The organism is Paenibacillus sp. FSL k6-2145, assembly GCF_037976585.1.
Lineage (GTDB): Bacteria > Bacillota > Bacilli > Paenibacillales > Paenibacillaceae > Paenibacillus.
This window is the reverse complement of record NZ_CP150267.1, coordinates 2352956-2374725: the sequence shown is the minus strand read 5'-3', so window position 1 is coordinate 2374725 and position 21770 is coordinate 2352956. Positions and strand designations below refer to the sequence as shown.

The following is a 21770-nucleotide window of genomic DNA, read 5'->3' as shown; positions in this document are numbered from 1 at the left end:
ACAAAAAAAGACACCCGGAGGGTGTCTTCGTGTCTTGGATAACCTTCTGGTTATCCGAGCTTTTTCTATTTTTTACGCCGAGCCTTCGTCATTCGATTAAACATAATCAGAGCAGCAATAATCATGGCTATCATGGCAATATTACTCGCCACTTCTTGTGATAATCCGAAAAGCACTCCCAGGTTAATCACCAGGCCTCTCACAATCAGCGCCACCACAACCAGCAGGATTGGACTCAAAAAATTATAATTTCTCATTCCTCGCAACACCCCTGACCCCATTGTTCAGAACTACGAATCTCATAACACTATCATAACAGTAGCTATTCTGTGTTACAACAAAGGACACCCGCGTACAGTGTCCTTTGTGATATACCAACGTATTCTGCTTTGGAACAGAACAACCTTTCGATTGCTCTTATCACCTGATATTTCCGATTAACTTCTACACCTGTTTGAATTCGATCCAGTCAATCTCGAGGCCTGGTTTGGTGAAGTCCAGTTTCAATTCATACAGTCCTGCTTCAAGATCTACTTTGACAAGTTTCTGTCTGATCCATTTACCTTCCGTACCATTCGTTTGAATGGTGGTTACCAACTGGTCATTCAGGAGCAGGTTACATGCACTTTGAGCGAGTTCCGGCTCAGGGGACATGATCTGTACGATAATCCGGTAATGGCCTGCCTCATCCACTTTCATGTAGACGGGTTCAGCTACCGCAGGTTTCACCTGTGCGTTTTCAACCAGCGCCTGAGCTTGTGCAGCAGATATAGATGCATTCGCTTGGAACGAAGCAACGTTCTCCACAATTTCGTGTTTTCGACCGGACACCGGTGCATTCATGATGAACTTGCAGATATTAATCGCTGAGCGTTGCAGCTCTCCGCGAGTCAATGTTCCATTTTCCAAGGATTCAATCGTGTTGTCGTCCCAGCCATTGATCTCTGCGCCGTAGTTCGGTACAACCATGTAGAGATCATTCTGCGCACGAATCATCCAGTTGGTGTATTTGCGATCAGCTTCTCCACCTTCGGTCACATCGTTCATAATTGCCCACCAGTCGGTCATTACGATCCCCTCGAAATTCCATTCGCCGCGCAGAATTGTGGTGTTCAGGTCGTAGTTGGATGCCGCCCAGTGTCCGTTAACCGGGTTGTAGGAAGTCATGATGGAGTTCGCTCCGCCTTCTTTTATAGCGATTTCGAACCCTTTCAGGTAAATTTCACGCAGTGCACGTTCGGAGACAACAGCATCTACTTTACTGCGGTGTTTCTCCTGGTTGTTGCAGGCAAAGTGTTTCAGTGTGGCATTGGAACCACCCTTCATAATACCTTTTGTACATGCTGCGGCAAATACGCCCGAGATCAGTGGATCTTCGGAGAAATACTCAAAGTTCCGGCCATTGAGCGGGCTCCGGCGGATATTAAGTCCAGGTCCGAGCAGGGTATCCACCTGATTTCTCAGCAATTCCTGTCCTTCCATCACATACAACTCTTCAACGAGATCCTTGTTCCATGTCGCCGCAAGCAACGTACCAATGGATACCTGTGTTGCCTTCTCGCCACTATCCATACGAATACCGGACGGGCCATCTGCCGTACATGCTACCGGAATACCGTAGTTAAACAGGCTGTCGCTGACACCACCAAATGCAGATGCCGTCCCCGAAGTAACGAGCGGACTGCTCATACCTTCGCCACGGACAATCGCCGCCAGATCCTGATCACTCAGTTGAGCGATGAAGGTTTCCAGACTCACTTTGCCAGCCTTAACATCACTCAGCTTGTGGCCCTGGTTGCCCGTCTGCTCCAGCGTTTGCGGGAGATTCTGCTCAATCCGGTTCGACATGGAAATCTTACGTTTCGGTACTTCTGCATAAGTCAGTTCATAAGATCCATCTTCCTTGCGCGAACCTGGTTTCATCCGTGTAAAATCTTCAGTTGGGGCCATCGCTTCTTGCAGTTGCTCCACCAATTGAAGAGATTCAATACTATAGCCATCCTGGCCATCAATGCTGATATGCTGCACTTGTTTCACACTGGTTCCTACGTGCAGTCGGTATGTGCCTTCTTCCAGAACGTATGCGGAAGCATGACCTGTAACACCTGCATCATCGTAAGATGCCATGGCATGGATCGGGAAACTGATCGTCAGAAGTTCTAACTCGCCCGGCTGCAACAATCCTGTTTTTCCAAAAGCCACCAAAGCCTTCACCGGTTGTCCCAGTTTGCCTTGTGGTGCTTCATAGTAGACCTGCACAACCTCTTTGCCCGCATATGTTGTACCTGAGTTGGTCACATTTACACGAACTTCAATGTAGGTATCACCGTCTTTGGACACGGATTTTGCTTCTTCGTGCTGGGCCAAAAACGTCGTATAAGACAGGCCGTAACCGAATTCAAACTGAACGCGCTCAGGTCGAAACGTTTCGAAATATCGATAACCTACATAGATATCTTCCTGATACAGGTTCTTGAACTCATTGCCATAGTTGCTTGTCGAAGGGTAATCTTCAATGGAATATGCAATCGTATCTGTCAGTTTACCGCTTGGTGTAACGTCCCCCGCCAGCACATCGGCAATCGCGTTGCCGCCCTCCATACCGCCATGCCAGGAGTAAATTACACCTTGGATTGGATGTAGATACGTTTCGTTTAACCAGCTCATATCGATGATATTCGAGACATTCAACACAACGATTGTGTGTTCAAACTGCGAAGTAACTTGCTTCAACATCGCTTTCTCATCTTCTGTCAGTTGGTAACTTCCTGGCGCATCCGCATTATCCTGGTCTTCTCCTGCTGTACGTCCAATCACGATAATGGCTTTGCTGGATTGGCTTCTAGCCTGTGCAACAAGTTCATCCGTCAAAGGCATTTCTTTCTGATTCCATGGCTCGGCCGCCCATACTTTTCCGCCATCATCAAATGGATTTTCCTCGATCCACTTCTCATAGACAGCTGCCAGTTCTTCATTCACCGTAATATTCTTTTTGCTGCGAAGACCATCCAACAGATTTGTTGTATAGGCCACATGAACGCTACCGCCTGAACCCGTGCCGCTGCGATAATAATTGACTTGAATCCGACCAAAAACTGAAACGTTTTCGTTTTCACGAAGTGGAAGCACTTGGCCTTCATTTCTGAGTAAAACGGCTCCTTCTGCGGCAACCGTACGACTAAACTCTGCAAACCCTTCCAATGGAACTCCGATTTGATGTGTGCTCAATGATTTCCCTCCTGATTGTCATCCCCATACCTACGAATCGCTATATATAAAATGAACTATATAAATTGAACTAAAGAATATTTACACTGGACACTCCGATGACAGAATAACCTTCCGATCGCTGTTATCCCCAGATTTTATGAATCCCCCTTATATGGGGAAAATCCGGGGATAGCGTATGCTTCCGATGCAGCTTTCTTTCAGAAAGCTTTTAGGCGAACACTTTCGCTTCTTCAGGTTTTTTCTGTCCTCTCCGTTTCGTGTAAATGTTTAGTTCAATTTATATAACAAAACGTACACTCATTTTATAAAAAGATATTCTATGATCTGGTAGATTCACTTGTACCTAGTCTCATATTAACAGATTCTATAGAAGAAATTAAATTAGATTTGTGCTTTATTTATTTAATTAAAACATGTCTAGGATTAGCGGCATAATAAAAAGCCATGGACACCTGTTGTCCGTGACTTTTCTTGATTTTATATTACTCATATTAAGTCGTAAGTTTCGCATACACCAGGAAGAATAACATTTCTTCGCCCATGATGACATAACCCGGAACCTGGTAGACCAGATCCACAAGGACAAATGCCACAAGCAACCCTACCATGACTGCCAGATGACGCGGGCCCAACCGCAGATGTGCGTGTCTGTAGCGATGGAACACAAGGGAAGTCGACAAGAAATACAACAGCGTTGATCCAAATACAAACCCTAGCATGAACACATAGTTTAACTGATTCTGATATAACAGCTGAATTGAAGCAGCGATCATACTCATGGAGATGTAGATGAACAGATGACCGTATATGATCGCTTGCCCGGCAGTCTGGATCTCTTTGCTGACCTTTTTCTCCACGTTGTCAAAGTACTGCCACCACATCGCAATGACAAAGATGGACGTAAAGGCGGCAAACAAAATCGATTTCATATCCCAATGATCGGCTTGCAACACAGCGATAATGCTCACCACCGATTCACCCAGCAGGATGAGTGTAAATAACGCGAAACGTTCCAACAAGTGATGGGTCTGAACTGGCACTTTCACCAAGTTTTTGCGTCCGATCAGCGGAAGCACAATATCCACTGCAATCCCCACATACAAAATCAAGTAGCGCAGCCAGGAATCGAAGAATAATGAACCCGATGAGATCAATATACCAATGAGGAAACATGTACCCAAGTAACGAGCGGCTTGCTGCTGATGCTCGCCTTTTGACTTGTGAGCTGTCAGATACTGAATCGCCGTAAATGCCCTTGAGCCGATATATCCAATGAAGAAGGACAGGTAGTATTGGTCAAAATGGGTAGAGAGGCTCGCCGTCATGACCATAACGGACAGAAGCTGAAGGATGAGGAATATTCGATGGATCAGGATATCTTGACCATAGCGGTTAATAAACAAGGTCTGACCGACCCATGCCCACCAAACAGGGATAAAAATAAGCACAAACTTCATTAAATATTCAAACGTAATTACTCCATGTTCGGCATGTAACAAGACATGACCCGCTTTGGAGACCGCTGCTACGAAGAGCAGATCGTAAAACAGCTCCAGCCAGGTAACCTTTTTCTCCATCATCCTTCAATGCTCCTTTAGGTTTTAATTCACACATACACTCCGATGACAGAATAACCCTCCAAGCGCTGTTATCCCCAGATTTTTTTGATTCCCTTTTCCTAAGGGAAAATCCGGGGATAGCATATGCTTCCGATGTAGCTTTCTTTCAGAAAGCTTTTAGGCGAACGCTTCGCTTTTTCAGGCTTTTTCTGTCCTCTCCGTTATTGTGCAAATGGATAGTTCAACCTATATAGTAATAGAACTCTTATTAATTCGCAGCTGTAGCAGGTCCGAGCGTTCTTACCACAATTGGTTGCAGATTGTCCTCAATTTGAGGGCGGTATTTCTCAAACCACTCTGGCAGCATCAATTTTTGTCCAAGCGAATCAGCAGGTTCATCTTTGGCAAAGCCCGGAGGATCTGTAGCAATTTCAAACAGAATGCCGCCAGCTTCTCTGAAGTAGATTGCGTTAAAGTACTGACGATCCCGCACTGGAGTCGGTTGGTACCCGTAATCACGTACAGCTTCACTCCACTGTGCATGCTCTTCATCGTCTTTGGCGCGCCATGCAATATGGTGCACGGTTCCTGCGCCACCCATCCCCAGAGCCATGCGGGTCACTGGAACATCTACGACATTACCGATATCCCCGCTGGACCGGAAACGAGCATACTCTTCATTTTCACTCACTCTGACAAATCCCATGATTTTCTCAAGAGCATCCATCGTTCTTTGTGGGTTAACACTGAACAGGACAGCACCACCAAAGCCTTTGATTGCTTTATCTGTTGGAATTCCTTCGTGCGCCCAAGTACTGGTTGCTCCCTCTTCCCGTTCAACAAGCTCAAGCCGCAGGCCTTCGCCATCTTCGAATTGAAGCAGGTCTTCATTGAAGCGACTTGTTTTGGTTACCTCAATGTTATACTGTTCCAGCCGATTCTGCCAGAAGCCAATCGACCCAGGAGGAATGACATAGGAAGTGATGCCGACCTGACCCCCGCCAATTTTGCCCCGTGGTGATCCAGCCGATGGGAAGAAGGTAATAATGGTACCTGGGCTTCCGTGTTCATCGCCAAAATACAGATGATATACATCAGGTGCATCGAAATTGATTGTTTTTTTCACCAGACGAAGTCCCAGAACTCCGGCATAAAAATCAACGTTGGCCTGTGGATCTCCTGCGAAAGCTGTAATATGGTGAATACCTGCTGTTTGAATAGTCATGATTAATTCCTCCTTGGTTTGGTAAGCATGTTTTAAATTTAGTAGGTGTTAAAGATAGTTGAGATAGTTGATTTATAGTAATTTGTATTATCTTTAAATTAAGATATATGATCTAGCGAATTGTATTCTAGTTGTTATTTTGATTGGCCTGTTCTTGTTTCAATTTATCAGGAGTCACGTCATCGCCGTTTGGATCATAGATGGTTGCATTCAGCAGAATGTCGTTGACCGAACCGCGAAAAGTTTGCAGATATTCCTGGCGAAGACGAACCTGTTCATCTTTCTCCATCTCCGTCAATCCGCCCTCTTTGGCTTTTCTTGAAAGTTCATTTATTCTGGTCAATGTTGGGATAATCATCTTGATCTCTCCTTGTGTAATGGATTAAAGATATTTGTTTGGTTGTTATTTATGTTTAAATTAAATATCTTAAGTTAAAGATATATGATTTATGATCGGTTGTCAACTCTTTTATAAAAATTAAATGACTGCACCCGTTCCTCTGCTCTACTCCATGTTGCTTTAAGTATGACTCCAAACAAAAAAGGGCTAGCTCCGCAGTAATTTCACTTACTACGAACCTAGCCCTTCATGTATTTAATTCATTAGCCCAGCTTTTGACCACAGTTCGGACAGAAGTTGGCACCTTCATTTTTGGCTCCACAGTTTGGGCAGAAGTTTGGCTTCTTGTTGCCTTCTGTAGATGAAGATGTATTCGAATCACCGTTGCTATTTCCCGCTGGTTTCTGGTCGTTATTTTGATTCTGAGATGAATTGGAATTATTGTTCTGGTTTTGGCCTTGGTTCTGGTTCATGTTTTTCATCATTTCATTGGCCATGTTCATACCCATCATCATGCCCGCCATATCCGAAGCTGCGCCGCCGCCCTGTACTTTACCGGATGAGATGCCGTCTGTCATGCTGACCTGTTGATACTTTTGCAGATTACCAATCATCTCATGCGAAGCGGTCTTTGTAATCATATCCTGAATCTCTTTTGGATAGTTGAAGCTCATCACTTGGAAACCAGTAATCCCAATGCCGATGTCCATCATCTGCATATCCAGATCTTCCTGAATCCCCTTGGCAATATCCGATGCATTGGCCTGCAGGTTGAACATATCCTTCCCTTCACGGCTAATCCACTTCATTAGAAGCTGATCCAGCACTGAAGTGATTCGGATTTTGACATCCTCGACCAGATAACTCTGTTTGATGCCTGCAATCTTATCAATCAGGGTCACATAGTCACTTACTTTGAAATTAAATGTTCCGTTGGCCCGAATCGGCATCCCGCCCGGGAGTTGTGGTGTTGGAATCAACACCGGACTTTGTGTGCCCCAGCGCACGGTGAACTCTTTGGTATTTACAAACAAGACTTCGACCCGCATGCCGCTGTTAAATCCGAATTTGAACCCTTTTAAGGTAGAAAGAAACGGAATGATCTCGGAATCGATATTAAATGATCCTTCGTCCTCGAAAATCCCTTCCACTTTACCGTTATTCAGGAAAATGGCGTCCTGACCCGAACGGATAATGAGTTTACTCCCCTTCTTAATCTCCCGGTTGCTCCACTTCCAAAATATCATGTCATCTCTGAACTCTTCCCATTCCACCACATTCGAAAATTGATTTCTGAAAAATCCCATACTCGTTCCCATCCCTTCTAATTAAAAAATCCGCATACTCCGTAGTGACTAGAACGAACCTCTACTTCCACTGTGTGAATGACCGCCTCGGGAGGTACCCCCGCCTCCTCCTCCGCCACCGTTGTTATTGTTCTTCTCGATTTTGCGCTTGGTTACGGTCGTACGGATATAACGATCCTGACGATCAATTACACTGGAATTGCTTGAATCCTCATAAGTCGCACGATTGACCGTGACACGCCCCCCGGAACGATAGGTCATCATACCAACAACAATACCGCCAAGAACTACAGATACTCCCAACTGAAACCAGCCGTTGAACAAAATGTTGTTCGGATTCACACCGGGTTCATACCCCATATATTTGTAAGAGAGCTCAATGTATTTCTCAAATGCGAGTTTATAATCCCCACTGGACAATTCAGAGGTAATTCGGTTACGGATAGAATCTAGTCGCTGATCACTCAAATATTCTTTTGCCTTATAAAATCCAGCCAGATACACTTCGCGATTATTCATATCCATCGTTAATATGACAGCATTGCCAAATTTTTTGTCGTACCCTAGCTCCTGCTTATCATAAAAATCTTCAGTTAAGAGTATAACATCCTGATTCTCAACATTATTTGTTGTCAAAATAACAAAGTCCGTCTGCCGTTCAGCGCCATACTGATTCGCAAGTAGATTCAGTTCACTGATCTCCTGCTCACTCAGCAGGTTGGCCTCATCGTAGATGAGATTTTTGCTCTCCGCTGCGGATGCCGATGACATGGGAATCAACGGAGCGACAAGGGTTATCATAAGTAAAATGAGCGTAGCCATCACGGCCAGAGGGGTTCTTTTTCTCATAAGAATCCACCTCCCATCATCCAGGAAACCAGCTTCAGTGACAACAACGACACCGCAGATACCCCTGCGAACCATCCAGCTACTTTGGCTTTGCTGATCGGCGGTTTACCGACCACTTTACCTGTCTGACCATTCATGGCAAAGGTATACTGTGCCCGATTGTAGTCATAGTTGACCATCCACACCGGGAGCAGCACATAGTCTGCATTTTTGAGCGTGGTATCAATCTGTTTGTCCGTGTAGCTCACGCTGCTATAACCGGATACGGTTGAAGCAATATAAGAATCAATGTAAGATCTCGTTTTATCCTTGGCCCGTGGAAAAAGTTCCTCGTCTGTATAACTGTATTTTTCCGCAATGTACCCCGCCAGATACGGGGTTTTGAACAATTTCAGCTGATTATATGGAAAAGGCTCAAGCTTATCCATCAGTTCATCCTTCATTTTCTCCGATGCATCGATGGGCAGGTTCACGTAATTCAGCCGAATCCTGCGGTATATATCAAAATGCTGTGTTTCGGTGTAATGGTAGTCGCCCTGGGTGTAGGATCTGACCTTGGTGCCACGACCATGCACTTCGATTTTGTTATGTAACTCGTACAACCAGAACGGCACGTACATGCCGGTAATGCTCTGAATCCGATCGGCGGACATGAAGCCACTTGGCGTTAACAGGCCGTTTTTGCACCACTTTTTGAAAGCCTGCTTGGCTTGATCCTTGTTGATCGAAAAGGGAATCACCATCGCAGGGGCCAGATTGCCCGTCAGCCGATCACTGAGTACAACCGCTGCACCGCAGAAACTACATGTCGTCGCACTGGTCTCCGGTTCTGTCACAATGTCAGCTCCGCAGCTGTTACAGTGGTATTCTTTGACCTCATTTTCGGTGAATACTTGTCTCTTCAAGGGATCGGGGATCTGCTCTATGTTGTCCTGGCGGCCGCAGCTGGGACAGGATAGTGCACCTGACACACTGTCAAAGATCATACCACTGCCGCAGTTTGGACATTTATATTCAATAACCGGCATCTGCTCACCTCAATGTCAACGAAATGGTGTAACGTATTATTTATTCTTCAGCTTTTCCTGAATCGCTGCGAGTTCTTCCTCTGCACTTGGCGACGCATTCTCATTATTACCCGCATCTGCGTTCATGTCCCTCTCCAACTGGGCTATTAATTCGTCCAAATCATCTTCCTGTGCCCCAGCACGAAGTTCTGCCAAAGCCTCTGCTTCGTTCAGCGCCTGATTCGCCTTGTCTTCCATGGCCTTCAATGCAGCATCAGCTCTGCCCGCAGATGCGTTCCGTTCATTGGCCTGTTGCTGTGCCTTCGCATCTGCCATACGACCTTTCAGTTCTGCATGCCGAGCTTCCAATTGCCCCAGATCTGCAACCAGTTTATCGTTCATATGCTTCATCATCTTGGCTTTAGCAGAAGCACGTTCATATGCAGCCTGTAATTCGTTCAATTTGTCAGCCAGCTTCACTTTCTTCTCCAGAAAACCACGTGCCTTGTCTTCATCTCCCGACTCCGCTGATTTCTCCGCATACCGCTGTAACTTCTTGACATCGGCGCTACACTCATCCAATGCTCGCTTCGCCCGGCTCTCATCCGACAATACCGCCGTCGTCTCCGCTTTTACCTGACCCAGATCACTACTCAGGCTGCGCATATACTCATTCACGCTCTTCTCCGGGTCTTCCGCCCGAGACAGCATATGGTTCACATTCGCCTTCATCACGTCTCTAAACCTCGATAAGATTCCCATTACTTGTTCCTCCTCCGAAAAGTTCATATGTATACTATAATACATGAATACGCCCACATACGTTTCACATTTCACGATGGCAAGTGGAGTCTCTCCTTTCCAAAGTAAGTTAATGTTGGAGTAATAAAAGAAAAGACGAACACCTATAGTGTCGCCTTATAATCCAAAAATCCTCTCCTAATTCTCAGTATCTTTCTTCCTAGTTCACAATCCTTTAATGAACAGCACACTTTCCTCTGCAATCCGATCTGGATCCGTATTATGTATGTAATGACCGCCATCTAAAATCTGATATTGTCCCATCTTCACAGACTCGATATAAGTTATTAGGTACGTTTTCCAATTCTCAACGGGTAACTCTTCTCCATTAGATATGAAAAAATACATCGGCACATCCGGAATTCCCTGTGTAGCAACTTTTGCTGCATTCTGTTTAATCATGTTGACTTCATCATTCATATTCGATGTCTGCGTATTCTTGTAGAATAACGCCCGGTAAAGTTCCTCTTCCTGAGGAGACAGGTGATTCTCCTTAATCGCAGCGGATGAATCCACAATCCCGGGGAAAAAGCGTGTAATCCCCATTCGTGCTCCCAAAGCTGTCAGACTCATCAGGCCTCCCGAGGGCAAAGGATATGCTTCATATACCTCTGGAATAGCAGGGTCCAATCCAATAATCGCCTTAACTTCGGTTGGATACCGTTGTGCCCAATATATTGCTTCGATGCCTGACATGGAATGCGGAAACAACACATACGGTGGATTCTGGCCAGCTAAAGTCAGCGCTGTTCTGGTTTCTTCCAATATCGTATCGATATCGCGGGATACCTCGGCCGTTTCACTGAAGCCATACCCTGCCTTCTCAACTACAGCAATTTTGTATTGTTCAGACAATCTGGAGTAAAGTGCCTTGAAATCCAATACAGGAGCGGATGTGCCCCCACCTGACAGAAAGACCAGTGTCTGTGACCCAGAACCTTCTGTATAGATATGCATTTGGTGATTATTCACGTTAACCATTGCACCTGTCGGCGACAGAATACTCAACTCACTCTTGAGCTTAATCGTATGATTCGTGAAACTAATTACAATGAACAATAGCATGACACCCAATATTGCCAAGGCACCATACCCCAATCTCTTCAACACAATTCTCATTGGTTCCCCTCCAACATGATGTACACTCTTATTTATTTTATCATGTACATTGGAAGTTATATGAGATTTAATCCTTTTCTCATCGCGCTCTAATAAATCCCTACCTAATCTATGGCTCAACCGGAAGGCTCTCCACCGCTGTAAAAAACACATCCAATAGTTCAACGTTATACGTTTTATGGACGTATTCGGTTATTAACGCCACATCCTCTTCCCTTTGATACTCCAGACATGGACGGCCCTCACTCCACAGCACCCTGCACGGGAACTTCCCGACAACATCCTTAATGATGTGATCCGGCTCAGCTACTTTATGAATGTCTCCCATATGAAATCTCCTCATTTCTCTATACTTATCGTGTGCAATTATGCATTAATTTTGAAATACGTAACGATTCGATTCAGTGTACTTCATCACATTCCACTCGGGAGAGTTATGAAGGCATATCACACAGGCATTTTGCAGACACAACCGTGTTGGTTCCCCCATAGGTGCCATTCCTTCGCAAGTTGGCTATAATAAGGGGATCAAAGTTTTCTATAAAGGCAGGAAAAATATGCGTACACGAGTTCACTTTATTGCTCCCTACGAATCGATGATTCCTATCATACAAGAGTGCATTCCTCGTTTTCCCCAGTTAGCCATTCAGACGGACGTGGGCGATTTGGCGAACGGTGTGGAATTAGCAACTCTAGCAGAGAAAAACGGTGCAGAGATTATCATCAGCCGCGGTGGAACCGCCCAATTGATTAAAAAAGCAGTGACTATTCCCGTCATTGATGTGCAGTTATCGGGCTATGATATGATTCGTTCACTTACCCTGGCAAGCCAGTTTAACGGCCAAACAGCCATTGTTGGCTTCTCCAACATCACCTCTGGTGCACAATCGATTATTGATCTGATGGATCTGCCCCTCAAGGTCTATACCATACATAGCTCGGAAGATGTGGCACGATTGCTCCTGGAGTTGAAGGCTTCCGGGTACCGACAGATTGTTGGAGATGTGATCACCGTCAACACCGCGAAGACCTATGGTCTGGAGGGATTATTAATCCAATCTGGCCAGGAATCCATCCTTAGAGCGATGGAGGATGCACAGCTGGTCTACCGTTATTTGAGCAAAAATCATGCGATATCGATCATCCTGAATGACCTGGTTACACGGGAACATCCCAATTTACTTATTTTAAATGAACGGAATGAAGTTGTATTCGAGAACCTGACTGATTTTGAGAAAAATCCGCTGACCGATAATCACATATATCTGACAAATACCAGTCTGGAATTCCATCAATCCCACATCCAAAATGTGTTCATGGTGGACGATTACCAGCTCACGGTTAACGCCTATGAAACGACCCTGGACAATAAGAACTACAAGGTATATATGCTGGAAAAAGGACAACCCTATGCCTTTGCACAATTCGGCATAACAACGTTTACGGACGCATCGATGGAGCCTATCGTTGCCGAATCCCCTGCCATGCAGGCGGTATTACAGAACATTCGAGCACTTTACGAGAATCATGAACCGATCTATCTGCTAGGTGAAGCGGATTCCGGTAAATCTTTTCTGGTCAAACATATTCATCAGATGTACTCCGGTGGTGGACTGTTATTACAGATGGATCTCACGCAAGTTCCGCCCGGTCATTTGCACAAGATACCACTCGCCAAGGTTAGAAATGTAGAGATTAACCACATGGAAACACGTATGGAAGATCCGGAGTTGCTCGCCTTTATCCAGAGTTGCCTTCAAAATCAGATTGGGGTGTTTATACTCGGGGAACAGATATTGAACCCGCAGTGGTCACTCGATCTGGAGCTTAATACAATCATGATGCCAAATCTTGCGGATAGACCAGAGGATCTGGCTCCATTGATGCAGCATTTCCTTACAGGTTACTACCACAAATACGGAACTACTGCGGTCAGAATAAAAGAAGATGCTCTACAGCTGATCCAAGATCAGATCACACATATGAATGTCAACCAGCTGAAACATCTGATCAAGCAGGCTGCACTCAATGAACAGGAGTATGTAATAACCACCGCTACCTTATCCCGCTTGCTGGATCAGCAACCATCTTCAAGCCCAATGAAGTTGAACGGTACGCTGAAGGAGATTGAGAAGGAAGTTATTCTGTTTGTGCTTCAGGAGGAAAATAACAATCAATCGAAGGCCGCAGAGCGTCTGGGGATTAACCGGGCCACATTATGGCGTAAACTTAAAGATTAACTTTAAGTTTGCGTCTTTTTTATTGCTTTTATGTGTTGCATTTTTAAACAGTTAACCAAGTATTTAAAATTTACAATAATTTATTGTTGCTATATTAAACGATATGGGATAATATAATCCCTGCAAGCGCTTCATAAAAACGATTACTTCATAAGGAGCTACTACTATGAACATTAAAGCAACTTTAGATCGCATCCCTGGCGGTATGATGGTCGTTCCCCTGTTACTTGGTGCAACCATCAATACATTCTTCCCAAATGCCCTGCGCATTGGCGGATTCACGGAAGCCCTTTTTGTCAACAGTGCCAGTACTTTGATTGCCCTGTTCCTGTTTATTGCGGGTACACAGATTACGTTTAAAACAGCAGGTTCCTCTGTCGGCAAAGGTTTGACCTTGCTTACGTTCAAATGGGTGATTGGTGCAGCCCTTGGTTTTATCGCTATTTTGTTCGCGGATTCAAACGGGTTATTTCTCGGTCTTGCCCCGCTTGCCATTATTGCTGCAATGACTAACTCCAACGGAGGTTTGTACATTGCTCTCGCCGGCCAATACGGGAAAGAAGACGACAAAGCAGCCTACCCTTTCCTGGCACTCAGTGATGGTCCTTTCCTGACCATGGTAGCGCTCTCCGTCTTTGGTGCGATGGGTTTTGCGAACGGTATGTTTTCCCCTATGGCCTTTGTCGCAGTATTGCTTCCGCTCATCGTTGGTGTCATTATTGGTAATCTGGACCGCAAGCTGGCGGAATGGCTGCATAAAGGCAGCGACAAACTTGTTCCGTTCTTTGCATTTGCTCTGGGTATGAACATTAGCTTCTCCTCCATCATTCAAGGTGGTCTTAGCGGAATTTTACTGGGTGTGTTAACCGTGTTATTAACGGGCGGAATCGGTTTCCTGCTCTTTAAAGCCATCGGCTGGAACCCCATCGTGGGTGCTTCCGAAGGATCAACTGCCGGGAATGCCGTAGGTACACCTGCTGCCATCGTGGCTGCTAATGCTTCATTTGGCCCGATTGCCGAGATTGCTACGGTGCAAATTGCAGCGAGTGTTGTAACAACAGCCATCCTGTTGCCGATCTTCATCGGGTTCCTCTCCAAACGACTGGAGAAATCAGGTGGAGTCGAGAAATACAATCAACGACCAACCACATAAATGGGTATCACATGATTTAATTTGCTTAAGCTGTGCTTAATGGATGATCTGAACGGACTTTTTATTAAATTGTGCTTACAAGGAGGGATGACTGCATGAAATTAGCCATTATTGCAGATGATTTGACCGGTGCCAATGACAGCGGGGTGCAGCTTGCCCGTCATGGCTTGAAGACCAGTGTTCTTTTTAATATGGATGAAGGCCCTCTTACACGTTACGATGCCGTCGTCTTTGATACAGATAGTCGTTCCATATCCCCGCAGGAAGCGTATGACCGTGTATATCGGGCTGCTGAATTGCTGACGAACAACGGATTTAAGACGATTTTCAAAAAAATGGACTCCACCATGCGCGGTAATATCGGCATCGAGATTGATGCTGTATATGATGTCGTAAAGCCGGACTTTATGATGATTGCCCCGGGTTATCCAAAAAATAACCGGACGATATTGGAAGGAATTCATTACCTGAACGGCGTTCCGCTGGCAGATACTGAAATTGCCCATGATCCGAAGACACCTGTAACGATTTCCTACCTTCCCGACTTGTTGAAACAACAGACCAAGTATGAAGTTGGCGAGATCACCGTCGCCGATCTGGAAGCCGGACAGAATCATATTCGCACCAAGCTAGAACAGTTGAAAACAAATAACATCCCTTATGTAATGGTGGACTCCACCGAAGAAAGACATCTGGAACTGATTCTGCAGATGACTCGCGAGTTGGAGTATACCTTTACTTGGGCAGGTTCGGCGGGTATTGCCAATTACCTCCCCGCACATTACGAGTTGGAATCCAGGGCTGCGTCACTTGATATCCCGGAGAATTCCGGTCCAATCCTAACAGTGGTAGGCAGCGTGAACAAAAACTCACGTGAGCAGCTGCATCGCTTGATGCGCAACTCCCGCGTAGCTTCAGTCTCCTTCCATTCTTTCAAAGCGGTATCCGCAACCGCAGACCGCGCGGAAGAGATGGAACGTGTCTATAAGGAGGTCCGAGACAAAGCGCTGGAAGGACAAGATGTTGTTCTCTACTCCACCGCTGAACAGGTGGATATCGAACTCGCACGGGCAACGGGCGAAGTTCGTGGTCTCAATCACACGGAAGTCAGCAACGAGATTGTACTTGCGATGGGTGAGATCTGTGCCAGACTGCTGGAAGAGGGACTTTTCAAAGGGGTATCCATGACCGGCGGTGATACAGCTAAACAAATCTGTCTGAAATGGAATATTAGCGGCTTCGAGTTGCTGGATGAGCTTGAAATCGGCGTGCCGATCTCCAAGTTTATCGGGATTGATGATCTGCATGTGATTACCAAAGCAGGCGGATTCGGCAAACCGGATGTCTTTATTCATGCGATTCAAAAATTAAAAGGGGGTATTCTCGTATGAAACCTACAGTTGGAATTACAATGGGCGACGCAGCAGGTATTGGACCGGAGATTATTATGAAAGCACTGGGTCATCAAGAGATGTACGATCAGTGCAATCCACTCGTTATCGGTGATGCAAAGATTCTGGAGCGTGTATTGCCAGTCATCGGCTCAATTCTGAACGTCAACGCGATTCAAGAGCCTTCCGAAGCCAAGTATGAATTCGGTACTGTGGATGTGATTGATCTGAACCTCGTTCCTGCGGATCTGGAATACGGTAAAGTATCTGCCGTGGCTGGGGATGCAGCATTCCAGTTTCTCGCCAAAGCCATTGATCTTGCCAAAAAACAGCAGATTCACTCCATCTGCACCGCGCCTTTGAACAAAGAAGCTCTGCATCAGGGCGGGCACCTATATCCGGGGCACACCGAGATTCTGGCAGACCTGACGGATACACAAGACTTCTCGATGATGCTGACCACGCCGAATCTGCGCGTTATTCACCTGACAACACACATGGGTCTGATCGATGCCATTGCGAGTATTAACCCGGAAAGAACCTACACCGTCGTGAAGCTTGCTCATGATACGTTGAAAAAAGCAGGCTTTGAGAATCCGCGCGTTGCCGTATGCGGAATCAATCCTCATGCCGGAGAGAACGGCTTGTTCGGTAATGGTGAAGAAGAAGAGAAACTTCAGCCCGGCATCGAACGTGCACAGCAGGAAGGCATTAACGTTGTTGGTCCACTCCCGGCGGACACACTCTTCTTCCGCGCTGGTCGCGGTGACTTCGATATCGTTGTTGCCTGCTACCACGACCAAGGCCATGCACCGATCAAGGTAATGGGTATCGAGGAAGGCGTGAACATCACCGTTGGTCTGAAAGGTGGCATCATCCGTACGTCTGTCGACCACGGTACAGCCTTTGATATTGCCGGAAAAAATATCGCCGATGATAAAAGTATGCTGGCTGCCATCCGCTCTGCCATTGAGCTGGCGCCAAAGGATCAAGTTTAAGAGTAGCCGTTATACGGGGCACAAGAGTAGTTCTGGTTGTGCCACCATCACTAGGTAGACGTAATCTATATAATAGAAGGAAAAAGGCAATCCCTTTGTAACTTAGAGGGTTTGCCTTTTTGTATATCTCCATATATCTGTGGCTGTTGCCATTCATGCAGCACCGCTCCACTGACATCCCCAGATCATCTCTGTCTTCTGTCAGCGCTCAGGCCTACCCAAAGATATCACTTCACGTTCGCTCTGCGAATGTCTGCTTCGGCGATATGCACTCGGTGACATGCCGTTCTGTTTGTTGAAGATGCGATTGAACTGGGAAAAGCTTGTGAACCCACACTGTGCAGCAATATCTGTGATTTTCTCACTCGAATTCAGCAGCAATTGCTGGGCATTCCGAATACGGGTCATCTGCACATACTCCGTGAAGGTGAAGCCGGTAACCTTATTGAATTGGCGAGACAAGTGATGGGCACTTACATAAAAGCGCTTGGATACCTCATCCAGAGATAAATCCTGCTGATAATGACTATGAATATAAGAGGCAATGGCATACATGCGTCGGGACATCGATGATCCTGTCTCTTCACGCACATACCCGTTCTCTGCCGAATAACGATGAAGGGCACAGAGAAACTCCACGAACTTGCTATGAATCATAACCGATTGAAGTGCAGAAGGCTGCTGTGATATAGCAAAAATATCATTGATCGGCGCGAGGACTACCTTGCGTCTTTCTTCTGTAAATCGGAATATCGGGATCGGTTTATCAAAAATCGAAAACAGCTCATTGTAACCGCTCTCAAGACCAGGTGTATTACGTGGCATGGCAAAGGTGATCATCAATCGTTTCGGTGGGGCGCCCTTCGGATATTGCGTCTTGTGTAGTAAGGAAGGCCGCAACAGAACGATATCATAAGGTTGAATCTCGTACAAACTGCCTTCAATGATGTGGGCAGCCGTGCGATCCAGAAGAATACAGATTTCATAGAAATCATGGAAATGCTGAAACTCCATATTTAGATCATGAGAACGCTCGTCATAATCCAGATGATAAAAAAGCGAATCTCCATGCTGGTTCACATGGACCGCATATCCCTGCTCGTATGCCAAAACCGATTGTGTCATGAACATGCCCCCATCCTGGTTCTAATGAGTTTATTTTAGCATGAAATGCAATAAAAAGACGTTATTTTCAGCATACAATACGTAGTTTCGGCCATTTCTCTTTTGTTATGATAAAGTTGATATGTTAGCGCTTGCAGTATTCTCGCTCCAACAACGACCACAGCCTGTACTTACTACAAACCAAGGTGGGAAACCAACATGAAAATGAATTCCTTGTATACTCGAATCCATACCATTGTTAAACACTTGGAACGTGCACGACTAACCTCAAAGACATATATCCCTGAGCTTTATCATAAAGAAAGTGGTTACCACTCCTGGGAACTGGTGCACGAGGACCCTTCCTCCTGGAACGTATTCCGTAAAGGTGATGGCTGGGGCGGCAAAGACGTACACAGCTGCTTCAAAACCCGCATTCAAATCCCGGATCATCTGGAAGGAAAAAAGGTCGTTTGTGCCATCGTCACTGGTGCTGATGACATCTGGAATTACGATAATCCGCAATTTCTGGCATTCCTCAATGGGGAATTGATCTGCGGTCTGGATGTGAACCATACGGAGATCGACCTGACATCCGCTGCGGCAAAAGGTGATGAGTTCGAACTGGCATTATATGCATATTGCAGTACCTCTGCCGCGGATGTTTTTCTGAATGTATATATTGCCGAGCATCATCAGCAAGTCTCCGATTTGTATTACGATCTCAAGGCTGCGCTGGATGCTGCGGATCTGCTGCGTGAGGATGATCTGGAGCGGCTGAAGTTGGTCGAACATCTGAATAAAGCCGTGAATCTGCTGGATTTGCGTCAGGAGAACAGCGCAGAATTCCATGCGTCGGTGCTGGAAGCGCGCCGATATCTGCAAGATCATGTCTATGGTGATATCCGCCCTGCCGGTGATCACATCCCTACCGTGCACTGTATCGGACACACGCATATCGATGTAGCATGGCTGTGGACATTGGATCAGACTCGGGAGAAGGTCATTCGCAGCTTTGCGAGTGTACTCTACTTGATGGACAAGTTCCCAGAGTATACCTTCATGTCCTCTCAGCCCCAGCTGTATGAATACCTGAAAGCAGACTACCCATCCCTATATGAGAAAATCAAAGAAAAGGTGACCGAAGGCCGCTGGGAAGCGGAAGGTTCCATGTGGCTGGAGGCCGATTGTAACCTGATTTCGGGTGAATCCATGATCCGTCAGATTATCTACGGCAAACGTTTCTTCAAGGAAGAGTTCGGTGTGGAGAACCGTGTGCTCTGGTTGCCGGATGTATTTGGTTATAGTGCAGCGATGCCGCAGATTATGCGCAAGAGCGGCATTGATTATTTTATGACAACCAAAATTGCCTGGAATGATACAAACCAGATTCCGAACGATACGATGTACTGGAGAGGAATCGACGGATCAGAGGTCCTGACCCATTTCATCACAGCCACAGACTATGACAAACATCCCGATTTTAGGCAGCGCCGATTTGAAACGACCTATAATGGACGGTTTAATGCTTCGCAAGTAAAAGGTACGTGGCAGCGATACCAGAACAAAAACATCAATGCAGATGTCCTGCAATGTTTCGGATTCGGGGATGGCGGCGGCGGACCAACCGAGGAGATGCTGGAGCATGGCAGACGACTTGATGTCGGATTGCCGGGTGTACCTGCGGTGAAACGTACCTTTGTACGCGAGTTTTTCGAGAAGCTGGAGCAAAATCTGGCGGATGTTCCTTCCGTTCCCCGCTGGTCAGGTGAGCTGTATCTGGAGTATCACCGGGGTACCTACACTTCCATGGCCCGCAACAAACGGTACAACCGTCACAGCGAATTTGCGCTGGCCGATGCCGAGCTGTATGCCATGATTCATCGTCAGGCGAATGCACAGGCGGCCTATCCAACCGACGCACTGGAGCATGCATGGAAGCTGACAATGCTGAACCAGTTCCATGATATTCTCCCGGGCAGCTCCATTGAGCAGGTATATGTGGATTCCAAAGAGCAATATGAAGAAGTTCTGCGTGTCACCGATGAGCTGAAAGACAGCGCACTGAACGGCATTGCCAGCCGAATTACATCTGATGGCGAAGCCATTGTGGTATTTAACACCACCGGATTTGTACGGACGGATGTGGTTGAACTGCCTGCTTTTGCGAGAAAAGTAACCGTCTATGATGGAGATCGCCCTGTACCAAGCCAGCGGACTCCCGAAGGCGGACTTGTGTTCCTTGCAGAGAACGTACCTGCATCCGGGTATAAATCCTTCCGAATCATACCAGATCTGACAGACGAACTTGTCGCGGGTGTATCGGTTGCACAGTGGGAAGCAGATCAGCGCTACATCCATACACCTTGGTACGATATTCACCTGAATGAAAGTGCCGAATTCACATCCGTATGGGACAAGCTGGAGGGTCGTGAGCTGCTTCAGTCTGGCAAGCGCGGTAACGTGCTGCAAGTGTTCGAGGATCGACCTGCGGAATACGAGGCATGGAACATTGACGATTATTATGAACAGCATATGTGGGAGATTAATGACCTTCAGTCGTTGGAGTGGGTTGAAAGCGGGCCGGTACGTTCCGTGCTTCAAGTGAAGCGACAGTTCCTGGACTCGATCATTGAGCAGACGATCATCTTCTACGCGCATACGCGCCGGATTGATTTCCGTACGTTTGTGGACTGGAAGCAGGAGCATTTGCTGCTGAAAGCCGCTTTCCCGCTTGATATCTGGAGTGAGAAAGCAGTCTACGAAATCCAGTACGGCAACGTTGAGCGTGCTACCCACCGTAATACGAGCTGGGATCAAGCCCGGTTTGAAGTATGCGGGCAGAAGTGGGCCGATCTGGCGGAGAACGGGTACGGTGCTGCTCTGCTGAACGACTGCAAATACGGATATGATATTCATAACTCGGTGATGCGACTGTCACTGATCAAGAGCGCAACGTACCCGAATGAAAATTCGGACAAAGAGCAGCACGTATTCACCTACGCACTTTATCCGCATCAGGGCGACTTCCGTGAAGGACGTGTCATCCAAGCCGCTTATGATCTCAACCGTCCTCTGGTTGCTCGTGAGATTGCGTCGCAAACCGGTAAGTTGCCGGAAACATGGTCACTCGCATCGGTCGATCAGGATAATGTCGTGCTGGAGGTTATCAAAAAAGCCGAGAACAATGATGACATGATCATCCGTCTCTATGAAGCACACGGCCGCCGCAGCCGTGCTTCCCTGCAATTGCCCGAGGGAGCAGGTGCTACGGCATACGCATGTGATTTACTCGAAAACAACGAAGTGGAATGCACCGTGGAAAATGGTCGAATTTCTTTTGATATCAAACCGTACGAAATTTGTACCTTCCGTATCCCTGCGGGACAGTAAACAGAAATTACGCAACATGGAATACTGCAACATTGCTTAATATGCTTCAACAA

17 protein-coding genes are annotated in these 21770 nt (G+C 46.4%); 5 read left to right on the top strand and 12 right to left on the bottom strand.

The window, feature by feature from the left end; all coding sequences use genetic code 11:
* Positions 1 to 65: 65 nt before the first annotated feature.
* The 11 genes from NZ043_RS10510 to NZ043_RS10460 form a co-directional block, all read right to left on the bottom strand.
* Positions 66 to 257, bottom strand: coding sequence for a hypothetical protein (locus tag NZ043_RS10510; protein ID WP_339311697.1), 192 nt, complete (start codon positions 255 to 257; stop codon positions 66 to 68).
* A 187-nt stretch (positions 258 to 444) separates the two neighbouring features.
* Positions 445 to 3228, bottom strand: a complete 2784-nt coding sequence (locus NZ043_RS10505; protein WP_339311695.1) for a glycoside hydrolase family 3 C-terminal domain-containing protein — start codon at positions 3226 to 3228, stop codon at positions 445 to 447.
* Between the two features lie 494 nt (positions 3229 to 3722).
* A complete protein-coding gene (locus NZ043_RS10500; protein WP_339311693.1) occupies positions 3723 to 4811 on the bottom strand; it encodes a low temperature requirement protein A in 1089 nt (362 codons plus the stop codon).
* A gap of 247 nt (positions 4812 to 5058) precedes the next feature.
* Positions 5059 to 6015, bottom strand: a complete 957-nt coding sequence (locus NZ043_RS10495) for a ring-cleaving dioxygenase (protein ID WP_339311691.1) — start codon at positions 6013 to 6015, stop codon at positions 5059 to 5061.
* Between the two features lie 127 nt (positions 6016 to 6142).
* Positions 6143 to 6373 carry a DUF896 domain-containing protein gene (locus NZ043_RS10490; protein WP_176873142.1) on the bottom strand — a complete coding sequence of 77 codons (231 nt, stop codon included), beginning with the start codon at positions 6371 to 6373 and terminating at the stop codon, positions 6143 to 6145.
* Positions 6374 to 6618: 245 nt separating this feature from the next.
* Complete coding sequence (locus NZ043_RS10485; RefSeq protein WP_076210220.1) at positions 6619 to 7662, bottom strand: SPFH domain-containing protein; 1044 nt, start codon at positions 7660 to 7662, stop codon at positions 6619 to 6621.
* Between the two features lie 48 nt (positions 7663 to 7710).
* On the bottom strand, positions 7711 to 8511 hold the full coding sequence (locus NZ043_RS10480; protein WP_133387258.1) for a TPM domain-containing protein: 801 nt from the start codon (positions 8509 to 8511) through the stop codon (positions 7711 to 7713).
* On the bottom strand, positions 8508 to 9539 hold the full coding sequence (locus NZ043_RS10475; protein WP_047841485.1) for a hypothetical protein: 1032 nt from the start codon (positions 9537 to 9539) through the stop codon (positions 8508 to 8510). Before NZ043_RS10475 ends, NZ043_RS10480 begins: the two co-directional genes overlap by 4 nt.
* A gap of 36 nt (positions 9540 to 9575) precedes the next feature.
* Positions 9576 to 10280, bottom strand: a complete 705-nt coding sequence (locus NZ043_RS10470) for a PspA/IM30 family protein (RefSeq protein ID WP_289390849.1) — start codon at positions 10278 to 10280, stop codon at positions 9576 to 9578.
* A gap of 204 nt (positions 10281 to 10484) precedes the next feature.
* Positions 10485 to 11438, bottom strand: a complete 954-nt coding sequence (locus tag NZ043_RS10465; RefSeq protein ID WP_289390848.1) for an alpha/beta hydrolase — start codon at positions 11436 to 11438, stop codon at positions 10485 to 10487.
* A gap of 109 nt (positions 11439 to 11547) precedes the next feature.
* Positions 11548 to 11766 (bottom strand): hypothetical protein, encoded by a 219-nt coding sequence (locus tag NZ043_RS10460; protein ID WP_076329625.1) that lies wholly within the window; start codon positions 11764 to 11766, stop codon positions 11548 to 11550.
* A gap of 229 nt (positions 11767 to 11995) precedes the next feature.
* On the opposite strand from NZ043_RS10460, the gene NZ043_RS10455 reads away from it, so the two are divergent.
* The 4 genes from NZ043_RS10455 to pdxA all read left to right on the top strand — a co-directional run bounded on the left by NZ043_RS10455 (position 11996) and on the right by pdxA (position 17220).
* Positions 11996 to 13678, top strand: a complete 1683-nt coding sequence (locus NZ043_RS10455; protein WP_339311685.1) for a PrpR N-terminal domain-containing protein — start codon at positions 11996 to 11998, stop codon at positions 13676 to 13678.
* A gap of 166 nt (positions 13679 to 13844) precedes the next feature.
* A complete protein-coding gene (locus NZ043_RS10450) occupies positions 13845 to 14831 on the top strand; it encodes a 2-keto-3-deoxygluconate permease (RefSeq protein ID WP_339311683.1) in 987 nt (328 codons plus the stop codon).
* 95 nt (positions 14832 to 14926) lie between these two features.
* Complete coding sequence (locus NZ043_RS10445) at positions 14927 to 16222, top strand: four-carbon acid sugar kinase family protein (protein WP_339311681.1); 1296 nt, start codon at positions 14927 to 14929, stop codon at positions 16220 to 16222.
* Positions 16219 to 17220 (top strand): 4-hydroxythreonine-4-phosphate dehydrogenase PdxA, encoded by a 1002-nt coding sequence (pdxA, locus tag NZ043_RS10440; protein ID WP_339311679.1) that lies wholly within the window; start codon positions 16219 to 16221, stop codon positions 17218 to 17220. Before NZ043_RS10445 ends, pdxA begins: the two co-directional genes overlap by 4 nt.
* A 201-nt stretch (positions 17221 to 17421) precedes the next feature.
* Here pdxA and NZ043_RS10435 read toward each other — a convergent pair whose 3' ends face one another.
* Positions 17422 to 18345: an AraC family transcriptional regulator gene (locus NZ043_RS10435; protein ID WP_339311677.1), complete on the bottom strand. Its 924-nt coding sequence runs from the start codon at positions 18343 to 18345 to the stop codon at positions 17422 to 17424.
* A gap of 198 nt (positions 18346 to 18543) precedes the next feature.
* On the opposite strand from NZ043_RS10435, the gene NZ043_RS10430 reads away from it, so the two are divergent.
* Entirely contained in the window at positions 18544 to 21717 is a 3174-nt protein-coding gene (locus NZ043_RS10430; protein ID WP_339311675.1) for an alpha-mannosidase, read from the top strand.
* Positions 21718 to 21770: the final 53 nt, after the last annotated feature.